The 17,131-nt window shown below is 73.7% G+C and carries 14 protein-coding genes; 10 read left to right on the top strand and 4 right to left on the bottom strand.

Annotated features, from left to right (window positions below; all coding sequences use genetic code 11):
- Positions 1-4: 4 nt before the first annotated feature.
- Both CP974_RS30330 and CP974_RS17435 read right to left on the bottom strand, forming a co-directional pair.
- A complete protein-coding gene (locus tag CP974_RS30330; RefSeq protein WP_223844395.1) occupies positions 5-2,359 on the bottom strand; it encodes a hypothetical protein in 2,355 nt (784 codons plus the stop codon).
- A 216-nt stretch (positions 2,360-2,575) separates the two neighbouring features.
- Positions 2,576-3,013: a PLD nuclease N-terminal domain-containing protein gene (locus CP974_RS17435; protein WP_031132782.1), complete on the bottom strand. Its 438-nt coding sequence runs from the start codon at positions 3,011-3,013 to the stop codon at positions 2,576-2,578.
- Positions 3,014-3,389: 376 nt separating this feature from the next.
- On the opposite strand from CP974_RS17435, the gene CP974_RS17445 reads away from it, so the two are divergent.
- From CP974_RS17445 to CP974_RS17465, 5 genes are all read left to right on the top strand, one after another.
- Positions 3,390-4,841 carry a menaquinone biosynthesis decarboxylase gene (locus CP974_RS17445; protein ID WP_031135078.1) on the top strand — a complete coding sequence of 484 codons (1,452 nt, stop codon included), beginning with the start codon at positions 3,390-3,392 and terminating at the stop codon, positions 4,839-4,841.
- Positions 4,838-5,452: a hypothetical protein gene (locus tag CP974_RS17450; protein WP_051839868.1), complete on the top strand. Its 615-nt coding sequence runs from the start codon at positions 4,838-4,840 to the stop codon at positions 5,450-5,452. Before CP974_RS17445 ends, CP974_RS17450 begins: the two co-directional genes overlap by 4 nt.
- Entirely contained in the window at positions 5,449-6,447 is a 999-nt protein-coding gene (gene mqnP / locus CP974_RS17455) for a menaquinone biosynthesis prenyltransferase MqnP (protein WP_078915819.1), read from the top strand. The genes CP974_RS17450 and mqnP overlap by 4 nt, the downstream gene beginning before the upstream one ends.
- 43 nt (positions 6,448-6,490) lie before the next feature.
- Entirely contained in the window at positions 6,491-7,060 is a 570-nt protein-coding gene (locus tag CP974_RS17460; RefSeq protein ID WP_031135084.1) for a Uma2 family endonuclease, read from the top strand.
- 172 nt (positions 7,061-7,232) lie between these two features.
- A complete protein-coding gene (locus CP974_RS17465) occupies positions 7,233-7,913 on the top strand; it encodes a UbiX family flavin prenyltransferase (RefSeq protein ID WP_031135086.1) in 681 nt (226 codons plus the stop codon).
- Positions 7,914-8,160: 247 nt separating this feature from the next.
- Here the strand turns inward: CP974_RS17465 and CP974_RS29685 are convergent, their stop codons facing one another.
- Positions 8,161-8,319 (bottom strand): hypothetical protein, encoded by a 159-nt coding sequence (locus CP974_RS29685; protein WP_162887735.1) that lies wholly within the window; start codon positions 8,317-8,319, stop codon positions 8,161-8,163.
- Between the two features lie 115 nt (positions 8,320-8,434).
- On the opposite strand from CP974_RS29685, the gene CP974_RS17470 reads away from it, so the two are divergent.
- The 5 genes from CP974_RS17470 (at position 8,435) to CP974_RS17490 (ending at position 13,358) form a co-directional block, all read left to right on the top strand.
- On the top strand, positions 8,435-8,890 hold the full coding sequence (locus CP974_RS17470) for an Lrp/AsnC family transcriptional regulator (protein ID WP_069977526.1): 456 nt from the start codon (positions 8,435-8,437) through the stop codon (positions 8,888-8,890).
- A gap of 233 nt (positions 8,891-9,123) precedes the next feature.
- Entirely contained in the window at positions 9,124-10,287 is a 1,164-nt protein-coding gene (gene mqnE / locus CP974_RS17475) for an aminofutalosine synthase MqnE (protein ID WP_031135090.1), read from the top strand.
- A 134-nt stretch (positions 10,288-10,421) separates the two neighbouring features.
- A complete protein-coding gene (locus tag CP974_RS17480) occupies positions 10,422-10,997 on the top strand; it encodes a GNAT family N-acetyltransferase (protein ID WP_031135091.1) in 576 nt (191 codons plus the stop codon).
- A gap of 72 nt (positions 10,998-11,069) precedes the next feature.
- Complete coding sequence (locus tag CP974_RS17485; protein WP_031135094.1) at positions 11,070-11,363, top strand: DUF4229 domain-containing protein; 294 nt, start codon at positions 11,070-11,072, stop codon at positions 11,361-11,363.
- Positions 11,364-12,035: 672 nt separating this feature from the next.
- Positions 12,036-13,358, top strand: coding sequence for a dicarboxylate/amino acid:cation symporter (locus tag CP974_RS17490; protein WP_373276716.1), 1,323 nt, complete (start codon positions 12,036-12,038; stop codon positions 13,356-13,358).
- A gap of 152 nt (positions 13,359-13,510) precedes the next feature.
- On the opposite strand, the gene CP974_RS17495 is transcribed toward CP974_RS17490, so the two are convergent.
- Positions 13,511-16,771 (bottom strand): DNRLRE domain-containing protein, encoded by a 3,261-nt coding sequence (locus CP974_RS17495; RefSeq protein WP_051839188.1) that lies wholly within the window; start codon positions 16,769-16,771, stop codon positions 13,511-13,513.
- Positions 16,772-17,131 lie beyond the last annotated feature (360 nt).

Genomic DNA, 17,131 nt, shown 5'->3' on the forward strand with positions numbered 1-17,131 from the left:
GCGGTCAGGCTCCGTCCTCGCTGCCCGGCGGCGACGACGGCGCACGCCAGGCCCGTATGTCCCTCGGCCAGTGGGTGGCCGCGTCCCACAGCGGAAGGCTGCCGGTCGGATGGCGGCCGGAGAGCTGGCGCAGCTCGTACGCCATCCGCTCGACCACGTCGTCGTCGGGCAGCGCCAGCGGGTCGGTGAGCAGCCACACCGCGTGCAGCAGCCGCCGCACCGACTGGTGCAGGGCCGTCGCCGCCTCGTCCAGCCCGCCCAGCTCCCCGACCGCGCCCGGGTCCTGCCCGAGCGCCACCGCCCGGCGCGGGTCCGGGCCGGCGCGGTGCGGGTCGCGGGGGTACGGCGCCGAGGCGACGAACAGCAGCCGGTCGAGCCAGCCGCCCACGTCCGGCCCGTGGAACGCCTCGCGCAGCGCGGCCACCGCGCCGTCCGGCCGGCCGAGCGCCAGCTCCTGGCGGAGCCGGTACGGGGTGGGGCGCGGCCCGTAGTGGGCGAGCAGCGTCTCGTGGACGGCCCGCCAGGCGGTGTACTCGGGGGCGTCGCGGTCCTGGAAGCGCAGCCGGTGCAGCAGGAGGGCGCGCAGCAGGGGGTCCGTCACGAAGTACGCGGGCACCGGCCCGGTCGCCCCGGCCGCCGTCCGCACCGCGACGCCCGCCGCGCCGCCGGTCGCGGGAGCCCCGCCGCCGGTGGGCCCGCCGGAGGGGGCCCCGCCCTCGCCTGCCGCCCCGCCGGACCCGTAGGCCCCGCCGGACCCGAGGGCCCCGCCGGAACCACCACCCCCACCGGACCTGAGGGACCCACCGGACCCGTGAGCCCCACCGGGCCCGTAAGCCCCACCGGACCCGTAGTCCCCGCCGGACCCGAAGGCCCGCCCCGTCCCGCCACCGCCGCCGGCCGGCCAGCCGTCGCCCCGCAGCGCGTCCCGCAGCCGCAGCGCCACGTCCCCCTCCAGCGACGCGGCCCGCAGCCGGGTGCGGGCCAGCGCCCGCGCCGACTCCTCGTCGTGCGCGGCGGCCAGCACGGTCAGCGCGGCCGCCTCGTCGGGGCGCAGCTCCGGCACCAGCTCGGCCAGCAGCGTCTCGGCGACCGGCACGGCCGGGGCGTCCTCCCGCACCTCGACCGCCAGGTCCAGCAGCGCGCCGGGGGTGAGGTCGCCCCGCACCCCGGCGGGCGCCTCCCCGGCGGCCCGCGCCAGCAGCGCCACGCCCACCGGCCGCCCGCCGGTCAGCCGCTGCACCCCGCCGGGCAGGGCGGGCGGCGTGCGCCCGGCCGGGTCGTACCGGTCGAACAGGCTCCGCGTCTGGGCCGCGCTCAGCGGGGTCAGCTCCACCGCGAGGATGCCCGACGTGATGTCCGTGCCGCGCGGGCAGGGCGCCCGGTGCGCGACCTCCGGTAACCGCAGCCGGGTCGCGCGGCGCAGCCCCTCGTGGCCCCGGTCCCGGGAGGCGGCGATGACGACGACCTGGTCGCGGCGGCCGTCCGCGCGGTCCCGCAGGACCGGCTCGATCAGGCGCCGGCCGAGCGGCAGCTGGGCGTTGTCCAGCAGGATCAGCGGGCGCCCGCGCCGCGTGCCGCGCCGGGTCAGGCCGACGTACGCCCGGCGCAGGTCCTCGACGAGGGCGCCCACCAGGAAGCCCTCCGCGTCGCTCCGGCGCGGTCCGCCCTGGGAGAAGTCCACGGCGAGCTGGCGCAGGCCCAGCGTGCCGTTGCCGCCGGCGCTGCGGTAGGCGCCGTACCAGGCTTCGGAGCGGCGCTGGGAGCGCCCGAACACGTCCTCCAGGACCGTCTCCACCGTCGCCTCCGCGAGCAGCCCCGCCATCGGGGCGGCCCCCTCCGCCACCTGCGCGGCGAGCTTGGCGAGGACCTTGCCGACCCAGGTGCCGGCCGTGCCGCGTGACTCGTCCACGGTCGCCAGGACGGGCCCGAGGCGCTGGAGGTCGCGGCGGGCCCGCTCGTCGTCCTCCTGGGACCAGCTGATGCTGGTGACGGCGGCGAGGCCCAGCGCGAGGCGCGGGAACTCCACGGGCCGCGCCGACAGCACGCGCGGCGACAGCTGCACGGCCAGCTCGGCGAGCGCACCGGTGACCGGGCTCCAGCCGGGGCCGTGCTCGGCGGGGGCCTCCACGCGGGCGCAGTCGAGGAGGGCGAGCGGGGTGCCCCGGCGGTAGGCGTTGCGGATCTGCTTGAGGAGCGCGGTCTTGCCCATGCCGCGCCCGCCGGTGAAGACGGTGACCGGCGGGTCGTCGCCGTGCTCGTAGCGGACGCCGGCGAAGCCGTACGGTGCGAGGCCGGTCAGGCGCGCCACCAGACCGGACGGGTCGAGAACCGCCTCGCGGCCGTACAGAGCTCTGTCCATCCGCCACCCCCCGCGCAGCGTCAGCGACACAGGACACGTCCTGTCACACCTCTGGCCAGAATAGCCACGCGTGCACGCCCTGTGGCGGAGCGTTCTCGAACTGATGCCGTAACGATGCGGCGGCGGCGCGGACCGGGATCCGCACCCGCGGCGGCGGCCCGCACCCGGCGGCCCGCACCCGGAGCCCGGCCTCCCGGAGCCCGGCCCGCCGGAGGGTCAGGGCTGCTTGGGGTCCCCGTCGCCCTTGCCGCCGCCGTCCTGGTCGCGGCGCTTCAGCTCCTCCTCGCGGCGGCGGAGGTCGGCCTCCCAGTCCTTGAGGAGGGCGTCGTCCTTCGCGTCCCCGCCGCTCGCGCCGTCCCCGCCCTTGCCGCCGTCGCGCAGGGACTTCAGGAACTCGGGGTTGTCGTCCGGGGCGACCCACCGGGCGCGGGGCTCGCGGCGCCACGGGCCGGACGCGCCCCCGCCCGCGGCGGAGCGGCGCGTCTTGCCGGCCACCAGCCAGACGACGGGCCCGACGATCCAGAACAGCAGGATGATGAAGACCCACGCGACCTTGGGCAGGTGCTTGGTCTCGTCCTCGGGGGTGTTCAGGCAGTCGATGAACGCGTAGATCGTCAGCGCGATCGGCAGGATGAACATCAGCGCCCTGAGCATGTGGGACAGCCCCCTGATTCACTAGCGGCCCGCGCGAGCAAGCCCCGACGACACCCTCAGGGTATCGGCAAGCCCGGCTTCCGCCCCGACCCCGCCGCCCGAGGCTCCTGCCCCACGCCCCTGCCCCACACCCTCCGCCCCACACCCCCGCCCCCGCACCCCCGCCCCCGCACCCCCGCCCCCGCGTCTCCGCCCCCGCCTCTCCGCCCCGCCCCCGCCGCCCCGCCGGGCCACCCGCCCCCGCCAGGCCGTCCCCCGCCAGGCCGTCCCGCAGGCCGCGCCCAGGGGGACGGGCGGGGCGACGGCCGGGGCGACTGCCGAGGCGACGGGCGGGGCGGCCGGTGGCGGTGGCGGGGGCTCCGGGATACTGGGAGGCATGGCTTACGACGACCTCCGCTCGCTGCTCCGGGCCCTGGAGCGAGAAGGCGACCTCAAGCGCATCAAAGCCGAAGTCGACCCGTACCTGGAGGTCGGTGAGATCGTCGACCGGGTCCAGAAGGCCGGCGGCCCCGCCCTGCTCTTCGAGAACGTCAAGGGCTCCTCGATGCCCCTGGCGATGAACGTGTACGGCACCGACCGCCGCCTCCTGAAGGCGCTCGGCCTCTCCTCGTACGAGGAGATCAGCGACAAGATCGGCGGGCTGCTCAAGCCCGAGCTGCCCAGCGGGTTCGTCGGGGTGCGCGAGGCGTTCGGGAAGCTCGGCGCCATGACCCACATCCCGCCGCGCAAGGTGAAGGACGCCCCCGTCCAGGAGGTCGTGCTGCGCGGTGACGACGTGGACCTCGACCAGCTCCCCGCGCTGTTCACCTGGCCCAAGGACGGCGGCTCCTTCTTCAACCTGGGCCTCACCCACACCAAGCACCCCGAGACCGGCGTGCGCAACCTGGGCCTCTACCGCCTCCAGCGCCACGACCGCCGCACCATCGGCATGCACTGGCAGATCCACAAGGACAGCCGCAACCACTACCAGGTCGCCGCCCGGCGCGGCGAGCGGCTGCCCGTCGCCATCGCCTTCGGCACCTCGCCCGCCGTGACGTACGCCTCCACCGCCCCGCTGCCCGAGGACATCGACGAGTACCTGTTCGCCGGGTTCCTCCAGGGCAAGCGCATCGAGATGGTCGACTGCAAGACCGTGCCGCTCCAGGTGCCCGCGCACGCCGAGGTCGTCCTGGAGGGCTGGCTGGAGCCGGGCAAGACGCTGCCCGAGGGCCCGTTCGGCGACCACACGGGCTTCTACACGCCGCAGGAGGAGTTCCCGGCGCTCACCATCGACTGCGTGACGATGCGCCGCCGCCCCCTGCTCCAGTCGATCGTCGTCGGCCGCCCGCCGACGGAGGACGGGCCGCTGGGCCGCGCGACCGAGCGCTTCTTCCTGCCCCTCCTCAAGATCATCGTGCCGGACATCGTCGACTACCACCTGCCGGAGTCGGGCGGCTTCCACAACTGCGCGATCATCTCGATCGACAAGAAGTACCCCAAGCACGCCCAGAAGGTGATGCACGCCGTGTGGGGCGCCCACATGATGTCGCTGACCAAGCTGGTGGTGATCGTCGACTCCGACTGCGACGTCCACGACCTGCACGAGGTCTCCTGGCGCGCCCTCGGGAACGTCGACTACTCCCGCGACCTCACCGTCGTGGAGGGCCCCGTCGACCACCTGGACCACGCCTCGTACCAGAAGTTCTGGGGCGGCAAGGCCGGCATCGACGCCACCCGCAAGTGGCCCGAGGAGGGGTACGTGCGCGACGGCGGCTGGCCCGAGATGGTCGAGTCCGACCCGGACGTCGCAGCCCGGGTGACCCGGCGCTGGAAGGAGTACGGACTGTGAGCCCCGCCCCCGCCGAGGCACCCGAACCCGCCGAGGGTCCCGAACCCGCCGAGGGTCCCGGATCCGCGGGCGGCCCGGCGCTGTTCATCGGCACCGACACCGCGTACGTGGCGCTCGTCCGCCCCGAGCTGGACCCGGACGACCCGGGCGTCCGGCTCGCCGCCGAGCGCGCCGGGGTCGACCCGGCCGAGTTCGCGGGCGCCGGGGACGTGTGGGCCGTCATGGTGGAGACCGGCGGCGAGGGCGGCGGGTTCGAGCTGCCCGGGGTGCGGGACGCCGAACCGGCCCGCTTCGCCGAGCTGCTGCGCGCCGAGCTGGCCGCCGCGGGCGCGCCGGGCGCCGCGCCCGCGCCGTTCACCGTCGACGGCGGCGCCGTGCTCCGGCTGGACGCCCGCCCCGCGGGGGACGCCGCGTACGCCTTCACCGCCCACCTCACCCCGCCGGACGCCCCGCCGGCCGACGGCGCCCCGTCCGGCCACGGCCCCGGCGGCGCCCAGGGCACCGGCGGTGAGCCGGACGAGTACGGGCCGCGCACGGTCGAGACGGGCCCCGTGCCCACCGCCGAGCTGCTGGCCGACCTCGACGCGTTCCTGGGGAGCCTCGCCTCATGACGGCCACCGACGGCGCCACCGGCCCCGCCGCCTCCTCCGCCCCCTCGGCGTCCGGCGCCCCCGCGTCCGGAGGGGCCGCCGCCCCCGAGCCCGGCGCCCCCGCGTCCGGAGGGGCCGCCGCCCCCGGCAGGGTGAAGACCTTCCTCCGGATGGTCATGATCGAGCACTCGGTCTTCGCGCTGCCCTTCGCGTACATCGCCTCGCTCACCGCCATGTACCGGGACGGCGGGAGCGTCGACTGGTGGACGCTGCTGCTCGTCACGGTCGCGATGGTCGGGCTCCGCACCTTCGCCATGGCCTGCAACCGGATCATCGACCGGGAGATCGACGCCCGGAACCCGCGCACCGCGGGCCGCGAGCTGGTCACCGGCGCGATGTCCGTGCGCTCCGCGTGGGCCGGCGCGCTGGCCGCCCTCGCCGTCTTCCTGGGCGCCGCGGCGCTGCTGAACCCGCTCTGCCTGCTGCTCGCGCCCGTCGCGGTCGTCCCGATGGTCGTCTACCCGTACGGCAAGCGGTTCACGAACTTCCCGCACGCGATCCTCGGCCTGGCCCAGGCCATGGGCCCGGTCGGCGCGTGGCTCGCGGTGACCGGGGCCTGGTCGTGGGACGCCGTGGTGCTGGGCCTCGCCGTCGGCGTGTGGATCGGCGGCTTCGACCTGATCTTCGCCTGCCAGGACGTGGACGCCGACCGGGCGCACGGCGTGATGTCCGTGCCGGCCCGCTTCGGCATCCCGGCCGCCCTGTACGGCGCGCGTGGCGCGCACGCGGTGACGATGGGCCTCTTCGTCTGGTACGCGCTGCTGACCGGCGCGGGGGCGTGGTTCTGGGTGGGCCTCGCGGTGGTCGCGGCGGCGTTCCTGTACGAGCACTCCCTCGTGCGGCCGGGCGACCTGTCGCGGCTGAACCGGGCGTTCTTCACCGTCAACGGCTTCATCGGCATTGCCCTGTTCGGGTGTGCCCTGGTCGATCTCGCGGTGCGCGGCCTGACTGTCTGACTACCGTCTGGCCTACCATCGGGGGCAGGACAGGGAGGCTGACGTGACCACCTCGCAGACCGAGCACCTGCACTCGCGGCTCAGCCGGTTCGAGGACATGTTCCCCGGCTATCGGACCGAGATCGTCGAGGGCAACATCATGATGAGTCCCGTTCGGGCCTTCCACGCGAAGACGGTACGGCTTCTGTGGAACCTTCTGGAGCCGCAGGTGGCGCCGCGCTGGCAGTGCGTGAGCGACGTGGCGTTTCCATTCAGCTCCGACTTCGAGTTCTGTCCGGATCTCGCGGTCATCCCCGCCGAGGAGGAGGCGCGCAACCTCAGCGCCTACTCGCCCGACCTGATCGAGCTGGCCGTCGAGGTCGTCTCGCCGAGCAGCGTGCGCAACGACTACGAGGTGAAGGACCGGCAGTACGCGGCCCGCGGCATCGCCAACTACCTGATCCTCGACCCGTGCAAGGGCCACCTGGCCACCCGCTGGAACCCCGGCCCGGAGGGCTACCGGGGCCGGGACCTCTTCCCGTACGGCGGGAAGGTCGTCGTGGACACCGCGATCGGCAGCCTCAGCATCGACACGAGCGGCCTGCCCGTCGACCCGGGCGCCCCCGGAGTCTGAGACCGGCGCCCGGGACGCTTCCCGTACCCCCGCTCCGTGTACCCCCGCTCTCCACACCTCCGCACCTCCGCGCCCCCGCTCCCCGCACCTCCGCGCCCCCACCGGCCCTGACCCGGCCGCCGGTGGGGGCGCGGGCGTCTGCGGGCGGAGACGGGCGGATAGGCTCGTCGGCGTGGAGCCGGTAGAGGAGCAGCGTCGTCGTCCGTGGGTCGTCGGGGTGTCAGGGGCGTCGGGCACGCCGTACGCGGCGGCCGTCCTGCGCGGACTGATCGCGGCGGGTGAGAGCGTCGACCTGGTGGTGTCCCGCGCGTCGCGGCTGACGCTGCTGGACGAGACGGGGATCGCGTACCGGGACGCGCACTGGCGCGAGGACCTGGCGGCGTGGCTGGCGCGCGGCGCGGACGGCGATCCGGGCGCGTTCGACGTGGACGTGGCGGGGGCGGACCTGCGCCACTGGGCGGCGGGCGACCTGGCCGCCGGGCCGTCGTCGGGCTCGTACCCGGCGAAGGGGATGCTGATCGTGCCCGCGTCGACGGCCTGTGTGGCCGGGGTGGCGCTGGGCCTGTCGAAGGACCTGTTGCAGCGGGCGGCGAGTGTGGTGCTGAAGGAGCGCCGTCCGCTGGTCGTGGCCGTGCGGGAGACCCCGCTGAACGGGCAGACGCTCCGGCATCTCGTGGCGCTGGACGAGGCGGGCGCCGTGGTGCTGCCCGCCTCTCCGGCGTTCTACGCGGGGGCGACGCACATCCAGGATCTGGTGGACTTCGTCGCCGGGCGGGTGCTGGACGCGGCGGGAGTGCCGCACCGGCTGTACCGCCGCTGGAAGGGGGAGCTCGGTGGCTCCCGGAAGGACTGACCGGCCGGCGCCGCCCCGTCGCGCCCCCGCGCGCCGTCCCTCACCCCCGCGCGCCCCGGGCGCTCCGTGCGCCCCGCGCGACTCGGTGCGCGGGTACGGGCACGGGGGCGCGGACGGGCGCGCGGACAGGTGTACGGGCGGGGGCGCGGCCGGACGCGCGGACGGGCACTCGGCCGAGCGCCGGGCGGTCCGGTGTACGGCCGGATGCGCGGGTGGGCCGGGGCGGAGGGCCGCCGGGGCCCTCGGGTCAGCGCTTCTTCGTATGCGAGGTGGTGGTGCGGCGCTCGCCGGCGTCCTGCCGGCGCCCTGCGGTGGCCGCCTTGGCGACACGCGAGCGATGGGCCTGCTCCTGCATGGAACGCATGTGGGCGTAGGCCATCTCGATCGTGTACACGGTGGGTGTCATCTCCTGAAGGATCGTCGTTGATCGATTGACTGAATCACAGGGGAACCGCCCCTGTATGCCTTAGATTCTACACCTGTACATGCTGAATCGCTGATTAATGGAAGGCTTCGGGTATATGGACGCCGTGGATAGGCAGCTCATCCAGGCTCTGCGCGAGAACGGCAGGGCCTCGTACGCCGAGCTGGGCCGCCTCGTGGGCCTCTCCGGGCCCTCCGTCACCGACCGCATCAACCGCCTGGAGGCGGCCGGCGTCATCACCGGCTACCGCGCGACCGTCGACGCCGCCTCGCTGGGTCTGGGCGTCACGGCGCTGGTGGGCATCTCCCTGTCCGACGCGGCCGACCACGAGGACGTGGCGCGGCGGCTGAAGGACCTCCAGGAGATCGAGGACTGCTGGTTCATCGCGGGCGACGACTCGTACATGCTCAAGGTCCGCGCCAGTGACGTGGACGGCCTGGAGAAGATCATCCGGCGGCTCTCCGGCACCAAGGGCGTCTCCCGCACCCGCACCACGATCGTGCTCTCCACCAAGTGGGAGAACCGCGTGGGCGAGCTGCCCGAGGAGGTCTGAGCCCGGCGCCGCCCCGTCGGGGCCGGGGCCCCGGACTCCCGGCACCGAGCCCCGGCCCCGGCGCGGGGCGGACGGCCCCGGCGCGGGGCCCGGCGGCCCCGCGGGACGGCGCCGGTCCCGGTGGCGGTGGGTGCGTCCGTACGCCCCGGAGGCGGGGGAGTACGGTGGACGGGGCCCGCAGGGCCGCAGGTGATGTTGGTGACGTTGGTCGAGGCAGTGGGAGGCGGAGCCGTATGGACGCGGGGCTCAAGCGCGAGCTGGAGGAGAAGGTCCGGTCCGGGGAGCGGCTGACCCGCGAGGACGGCATCGCCCTGTACGAGTCGGACGACCTCGCCTGGCTGGGCGGCCTCGCCCACGAGGTGCGCACCCGCAAGAACGGCGACGTCGTGCACTTCAACGTCAACCGGCACCTGAACATGACCAACGTGTGCACGGCCTCGTGCGCCTACTGCTCGTTCCAGCGCAAGCCGGGCGAGAAGGACGCGTACACCATGCGCATCGAGGAGGCCGTCCGCCTCGCCAAGGCCATGGAGTCGGAGAACCTCACGGAGCTCCACATCGTCAACGGCCTCCACCCCAACCTGCCGTGGCGGTACTACCCGCGCTCCCTCAGCGAGCTGAAGAAGGCCCTGCCGAACGTCTCCCTGAAGGCGTTCACCGCCACCGAGATCCACCACTTCGAGAAGATCTCCGGCATGCCCGCCTCCGAGATCCTCGACGAGCTGATCGAGGCCGGTCTCGAGTCGCTGACCGGCGGCGGCGCGGAGATCTTCGACTGGGAGGTCCGCCGGCACATCGTCGACCACGACACCCACTGGGAGGACTGGTCGCGCATCCACCGGCTGGCGCACTCCAAGGGCCTCAAGACGCCGAGCACCATGCTGTACGGCCACATCGAGGAGCCCCGCCACCGCGTCGACCACGTGCTGCGCCTGCGCGAACTGCAGGACGAGACGGGCGGCTTCCAGGTCTTCATCCCGCTGCGGTACCAGCACGACTTCGTGGACATGAAGGACGGCAAGATCCGCAACCGCCTCCAGGCCCGCACCACCATGGCCACCGGAGCCGAGGCCCTGAAGACCTTCGCCGTCTCGCGCCTCCTCTTCGACAACGTGCCGCACGTGAAGGTCTTCTGGGTCATGCACGGCCTCCAGACCGCGCAGCTCGCCCTCCAGCACGGCGCGGACGACATGGACGGCTCGGTGGTCGAGTACAAGATCACGCACGACGCCGACAACTACGGCACGCCGAACAAGCTGACGCGCGACGACCTGCTGGAGCTGATCCGGGACGCCGGCTTCCGGCCGGTGGAGCGGAACACGCGGTACGAGGTCATCCGCGAGTACCCGGGTCCGGACGCCGACCGCCGCGAGTCCCCCCAGCCCATGCGCCTCTGACCTCCGGACCGCGCCCTCACCCCGCGACCCGCGTGCTTCCGGCCGCCGGACCGCGCGCCTCTGGCCCCGCGGCCGGCCCGGCCGGGCCGCGGGGCGGCGCACGCGGGCCCGGCCGGACCCCCTATCGTCGGAGCATGGCGCTCGACTTCGTACTGGACCCGCCCGTCGACCGGCAGCTGCGCGACGGCGTCCTCGCCCTGTGGACGGACGTCACCAACGCGGGCGGCGCCGTCGGCTTCGTCCCGCCCGTCACCCCGGAGGACGTCCGCCCCCAGTGGGTGGAGCACCTCGCCGCGATGAGCGAGGGCCGCATGCGGCTGGTCGCCGGGTTCGAGGCGGACGGCTCCGTCGCCGCCACCGCGTTCATCACCTTCAACGCCCACCGCCTCATGAGCCACTGGGTGTGGCTGTACACGGTCATGGTCCACCCCCGCCACCACGGCAAGGGGTACGGCCGCGCCCTGCTCGCCGCCTGCGAGGACGCCGTACGGGACCTGAACCGCACCGGCCCGGCCTCCACCGACGGGGACGCCCCCGCGTACGGCCGCGACCGGATCGAGGCGATCCGGCTCACCTGCCGCGGCGGCCTCGGCCTGGAGCGGTTCTACGCGTCGTGCGGCTACAAGGAGGTCGGCCGCGTCCCGGACGCCATCCGGCTGGGCGACGGCGAGTACCGCGACGACATCGTCATGCTCCTCCCCCTGAACTGATCGATTCCGCCCGTGCTTCACTTGACGGGCGGATACCGCGGTACGGAGTACGGAGAAGGAAGAAGGCCCATCGTGACCGCCACCACCAGGTCGAGAGCCACCCTCAAGTACACGCTCATGCGCTTCGGCGTCTTCGCCGGCTGCTTCGTCGTCCTGTACGCGCTGGTGTACTTCGGCCTCATCCCGCGCGGTCTCGGCGACTCCAACGCCCTGTGGGTGCTGCTGCTCTCCATCGTCGTGTCGGCGCCGCTCAGCTTCGTGCTGCTGCGCCGCCAGCGCGACGCGATGTCGCAGCAGATCGTCGAGACGGTCGGCAACGCCAAGGCCCGTCTGGAGGCCAACCGCACCCGCGAGGACGGCGTGTAGCAGCCGCCCGGCGCGGCGACGCGGACCGGGTCCCGCCCCGGCGCGGGGCGCCGCGTGACCCGCCCCGGCGGGCCGGAGCCCGACGGCCGGCCGCCGCCACCCGGGAGGGAAGCCCCCGAGGCCCAGAGGTCCCGAGGCCCAGAGGTCCCGAGGCCCAGAGGCCCCGAGGCCCAGAGGCCCCGAGGCCCAGGGGCTCCGCGGCCCCCAGGCACCCCGCCAGGCCCCCCGCCACGCCCCCTATAAGGTTCGTCACACCACCCGCGCCCCACGGCCCCCCACCCACCCCCACCCCGGACCGGAATGCCTGCTCCCGGCCGGGGTGTTGGCATTCCCAGGCCGCGAGCCCCCACCCGCCTGTCAAAGAATGGCTTTGGGGTACTCAAAGTTCAGGTGTTAACGTTTCTCGCATGAAGACCGCAGTGCGCCACCGCCACACGACCGCGAGCGTCCCGCTCGTGGCGCGCCTGCACGTCGATCTGTGCCTCTGCGCGTCCGCGGCCTGTTGTCGCCGCGTGGTCTGAGCCCCGGCGGGCCCTCGGCCCCGCCCGCCCGACCCGCCGGCCCCGAGGCCGCGACGCCCCCGTGCGCGGGCGCCGCACGTCCCGCCGGCCGCGATCGTGGCCGTCCCACCCCGCAAGCCCCGTTCCGTACCCCTTCACGCCCTCCTGGAGTGTGTCCGTGTCCGCGCCCGCGTCCGCGCCCCCGCGCCGCATCCCCAAGGTGCCCTTCTGGGCCCAGATCGTCGCCGGTCTCGTCCTCGGCGTGATCCTCGGCTGGATCACCCGCAGTTACGACGTCCAGTGGCTGTACACCACCCTCGACCAGGTCGGCCACATCTTCGTCCAGCTCCTGAAGCTGGCCGTGGCCCCGCTGGTCTTCTTCGCGATCCTGGTGTCCATCACCAACCTGCGGAAGGTCAACAACGCCGCCCGGCTGGCCACCCGCACCCTGCTCTGGTTCATGATCACGTCGCTGATCGCGGTCGTCATCGGCCTCGTCCTCGGCCTGCTCACCAACCCCGGCGCGGGCACCGGCCTGACGCCCAAGGACGGCAAGAAGCCGGAGAGCGCGGGCTCCTGGCTCGACTTCCTCACCGGCATCATCCCGACGGACGTCATCACGCCGTTCACCGAGCTGAACGTCCTCCAGATCGTGTTCATGGCCGCCGTCGCCGGCATCGCCGCCCTCAAGCTCGGCGAGAAGGCCCAGCCGATCCTCACCCTCGCCGAGTCGGTCCTGGAGCTGCTCCAGAAGGCCCTGTGGTGGGTCATCCGCCTCGCCCCCGTCGGCACGGTCGGCCTCATCGGCTACGCCATCGCCGAGTACGGCTGGCACCTGATCGGCAAGTACGCGACCTTCACCGCCGACGTCTACATCGGCTGCGCCCTGGTCGTCTTCGGCGTGTACCCGCTGCTCCTGGCGACCGTCGCCAAGGTGAACCCGATCCACTTCTTCAAGGGCGCCTGGCCCGCCATCCAGCTGGCGTTCGTCTCCCGCTCCTCGGTCGGCACCATGCCGGTCACGGTCAAGGTCACCGAGCGCCTCGGCGTCCCGAAGGAGTACACCTCCTTCGCCGTCCCCTTCGGCGCCACCACCAAGATGGACGGCTGCGCCGCGATCTACCCGGCGCTCGCCGCGATCTTCATCGCGCAGATCTTCGGCGTCGAGCTGGGCGTCAAGGAGTACCTGCTGATCGCGCTGGTCTCGGTGATCGGCTCGGCCGCCACCGCGGGCCTCACCGGCGCCACGGTCATGCTGACGCTGACCCTCTCCACCCTGGGCCTGCCCCTGGAGGGCGTCGGCCTGCTCATGGCGATCGACCCGGTCCTCGACATGATGCGCACGGCCACCAACGTCGCCGGGCAGGCGCTCGTCCCGGTCGTCGTCGCGGCCCGCGAGAAGATCCTGGACCTGGACATGTACCACTCGGCGTCGGCCTCCCCGATCGACGACGTCGAGCCCCGCGAGAAGACCCCGGCCCCGGCCGCGGCCTGACCCCGGCCGGGCCTGACCCCGCCCCGGCCGCGACCTGACCCCGCCCCCGGCCTGACCGCCCTTCCCGCGCGGCTCGGTCTCACCGCGAACGGCCCCGCCTCGGACGACATCCGGGGCGGGGCCGCCCGCTTTCCATCCGGGGGCGGCGGGGCTCAGCCGATGGCGGTGTGCCCCGCCCAGGTGGTGTGCACGGCCGCCATCACGACGTAGAAGGCGTCCGGCACACTCAGCGACCCGCCCCCGGTCCGGCCGGGGTAGATCCGGACGTCGCCGTTCGCGAGCAGTGCCCACACGTCCGGCACGCCGTCGCCGTTCACGTCGGGTGTACCGGCGAGGACGGGGAAGTTGGTGCGCGACCAGGTCGAGGCGCCGTAGGTGTCGAGCTGCCCGGCCGATGAGGCCACGGTGGCGAGCGACGCGAAGTCCAGCCCGCCGGCCGCGGCGCTCCTGCCGTACCGCAGCTTCACCTGGCCGGCCGAGTTCTCCCGGAACACCAGGTCGGCCGCGCCGTCCCCGCCGAGGTTCACGAGCTGGACGAGGTCGCGCTCGGCCCACGCCTCGCCCGCCAGCTTGGTCGCCTTGGCGAAGCTGCCGCCGGTGTAGCCGGTGAAGGCCCACAGGTCACTGCCGGCGATCGCGAGCATGTCGGGCCGGCCGTCGCCCGTCACGTCGCCGGTGGAGAGGACCTGCCGGATCGTGGAGGTGGCCGGCGCCCCGGCGGGCAGCAGGACCTCGACGCGCTTGTGGACGTCGAAGCCGGAGTACCCGTCGCCCGGATACAGGTACAGCTTCCCGTCGGCCATGCGGGCCACGAGGTCCTGGACGCCGTCGCCCGGCAGCCAGTCGCCGTTGTGGGAGATGGACGCCCCGGCCCAGTAGCCGTTCGGCACGAGCTTCGCCGGGCCGTCCGCGGTGGTGTAGGCGGCGGGCATGCCGCGGTGCAGCCGGTCGGTGCCGAGGGTCTTCGGGTACAGCGCCAGGTTGCCCTCCGAGGTGATGGTGTAGACGTCGGGGACGTTGTCGCCGGTCACGTCCATCGGCTTGTCCAGGACGGGAGCGGGGCGGACGTAGAACTCGTACACCCGCGCCTTGGAGATGTTGCCCGTGTTGTCCACGGCCCGGACGTACAGCACGCTCGGTCCGGCGTGGGGCGGCGAGAGCGAGACGATGGCCCGGCCCTCGCGCAGCGGATTGGGCGTCGCCTTCAGGTTGAAGGCGGTGTTGAAGCTGTACTGGTACTCCATGACGTCGGTCGAGCCGCCCGTCGAGAAGGTGAACAGGCCCGCCGTGCCGAACGGGACCGTGGACCAGACGGAGCCGTCGTCCTCAGCGGCGGGGAAGGCGTCGGAGGCGACCCCGGGGACCGCGGGCGCCGCGTGGTCGATCGTGATCTGGCAGGGAGCGGTGGTCCCCGCCGGGCCCCAGGCCGACTTGAGGCCGCTGGAGTCGACGGCGCGGGCCTGCCACGAGTACGACTTGCCGTTCGCGAACGACGTCCAGGGAATCGTGGCGTTGACCGTGCCCCTGCTGGTCGGCTCGAGGGCCGCGTTGTAGACGGTGGCGCCGCCGGTCTGCCACACGTGCAGGTCGACGGTGGCCAGGTCGCCGTTGGGATCGGTCGCGCTGACGACGAAGGTGATGTCGGAGCGGCCGACCACCGGGAAGGGCGACACGGTGTCGCAGGCGGTGCCGGGCGAGGTCCGCATCGAGGTGGCGGGCGGCTCGTTCGGCGGGTCGTTGTGGAGGACCTCGATGTACGGCGCGTTCTCGTTGTTCGTCGTGAACTTCTTCCAGGCGTGGGTGTCGCCCTCGTTCGCGGCGCGCAGGCCGAGGGTGAGGGCGCTCCAGCTCTTGCGGGACGCCTCCTGGGCGGCGGAGGTGATGTCCATGGCGACCCACTTGTCCGGGCAGTCGGTGGTGTTGTACCCGTGCCCGTTGGTCTGGTCGTCCAGCAGCCGTATCCAGCTCGGCTGGGTGTTCCACGTGGTGGAGGGGGAGATCGAGCTCGTCAGGTAGAGGTTGTACTGCCGCGACGCGCAGCCCCAGGAGTACGACTGAAGGGCGCGGAAGGACGCCTTCGAGACGTTGCCGATGCCGGGCCCGAAGTCGAAGGTGAAGACGGAGCGGGAGAGGCCGCCGGAGTCGGCCTCGTAGCCGACGCGCGCCTCGTTCGAGCCGTCGTTGAAGTTCTGCCCGTTGAAGAAGCTGGAGTTCGGATACTTCTTGTACAGCAGCGTCCAGTTCTCCTGGCGGCCCTTGAACGAGGGGTCGACGAAGACCGGGTACACCGTGGCCGGGTCCTCCAGCATCCGGTCGTCGACGGTGACGTCGAGAGCGCCGCCGTCGCCGAGGGAGGCGCCGAGCACCGCGTCGCGGGTGCCGGGCTGCGGACCGGCGAGGCCGGGGAGGGCCAGCGAGGTGTCCCGCGCCTCCGGAGCGAGGGTGGGTGCCGGCTCCCCGAGGGTGGTCCTGACCGGACCTGCGGAGTCCCACATGTACGGGGTGGGGGCCGCCGCCAGCTCCTGGCCGGCCGCGTCGCGGGCGGTGACGGTCTTCGACACCGGGTCCATGGCGAAGGTCAGGCTGGGGGAGGACAGGCGGTAGCGGAGCCGGTCCAGGAGCGGGTCCTTCGCCGCCTGGCGATCCTTCACGACGAGCACGTGCGAGTAGCCGCTGTCGCGGGCGGTGAGCAGCAGGTCGATGCCGGGCCGGACGTCCTCGTACAGGGCGCGGGGGCCGTCGACCACGGGGGCGGGCAGGGGGCCCGGCCAGCGTACGACCATCTCGTGGCCGCCGGTCGTGAAGCGGACCAGGTCGTTCCAGACGGTACCGTCACCGGTACCGGTACCTGTACCGGTACCGGTGCCCGCTGTGCCGCCGGCTCCCGTACCGCCGTCATCGGTCCGGCGGCCGTCGGCGGCCGGGGTCTCGGCGGCCGGGCCGTCCTCGGCCGTCAGGGCCGCCCGCAGGCGGGAGCGGGACGCGCGGTCGGCTTCGCCTCCGCCCGCAGCGGCGGTGCCCGCGCTGAACAGGAGCGGGTCGTTGACCGCCACGGGCGCGTACCCGCCGGCCACCCGCCGCAGCGTCGTGTCGACGGGCTTCCACTCCCCGCCGACCCTGGCCCGGATCGCGTCGCTGAACGTACGGGTGCGCAGCATGCCGTCAGGCTGCGCCCAGGTCGTCGAGTTGGCCGTCCGCCGCCCCGTGACCTCGACGTCCGCACCGCTGCGCCGGGCCTTCCGCAGCGCCTCCGGTGCGGAGACCGGCTGCTCGGGCGACCGCTTCGCCTCCGTGCGGGGCGCGGGGTCCTCCGCCGGCCCGCGGTCGAGGCGCAGACCGACCGGCACGGCCACCGCGAGGGCCAGCAGCGCGGCGAGCGCCGCGTACCGGCCGCGCCGACGCGTGCGCCTCAATTCCCCTCCGGACAAAGGGCTAACCGGTGCGGTGGCGGTTTCGTCCCGCTTTCCCGGCGGTGAACTGGCGGTGTTCTCGGCGGCCTTCGAGGCGTCCATGACTCCCTTTCCCCCCGCGGGCGCCTGGATGCTGAGCTGCCCTCGGAAATACCTGCTGCGCGCAGATGTGCGCCAGCAGAGCATGGACCATCTTCACGTTTTCGTCACCCGTGTTCCGCCGGGAACCGCTCGTACGGAGATTGCGTCTCTTCTGCGGCGCCCGGCACATGCGGCGGCGCCGGTTCCGGGGCCAGGCCCGAAGGAAACCCCCATAGCGAGGGAAAACACCCCAGGTGAGAGGTGTTTTCATCACCTCGGCGG

Origin of the sequence: Streptomyces fradiae ATCC 10745 = DSM 40063 (assembly GCF_008704425.1) — a bacterium.
GTDB lineage: Bacteria > Actinomycetota > Actinomycetes > Streptomycetales > Streptomycetaceae > Streptomyces > Streptomyces fradiae.

Bases quoted from the DNA above. Each gene is read 5' to 3' on its own strand.
- CP974_RS30330 (WP_223844395.1), bottom strand. From the start codon at position 2,359: ATGGACAGAGCTCTGTACGGCCGCGAGGCGGTTCTCGACCCGTCCGGT.
- CP974_RS17480 (WP_031135091.1), top strand. From the start codon at position 10,422: ATGGCGCTCGACTTCGTACTGGACCCGCCCGTCGACCGGCAGCTGCGC.
- CP974_RS29685 (WP_162887735.1), bottom strand. From the start codon at position 8,319: ATGACACCCACCGTGTACACGATCGAGATGGCCTACGCCCACATGCGT.
- mqnP (WP_078915819.1), top strand. From the start codon at position 5,449: ATGACGGCCACCGACGGCGCCACCGGCCCCGCCGCCTCCTCCGCCCCC.
- CP974_RS17470 (WP_069977526.1), top strand. From the start codon at position 8,435: ATGGACGCCGTGGATAGGCAGCTCATCCAGGCTCTGCGCGAGAACGGC.
- mqnE (WP_031135090.1), top strand. From the start codon at position 9,124: ATGGACGCGGGGCTCAAGCGCGAGCTGGAGGAGAAGGTCCGGTCCGGG.
- CP974_RS17445 (WP_031135078.1), top strand. From the start codon at position 3,390: ATGGCTTACGACGACCTCCGCTCGCTGCTCCGGGCCCTGGAGCGAGAA.
- CP974_RS17435 (WP_031132782.1), bottom strand. From the start codon at position 3,013: ATGCTCAGGGCGCTGATGTTCATCCTGCCGATCGCGCTGACGATCTAC.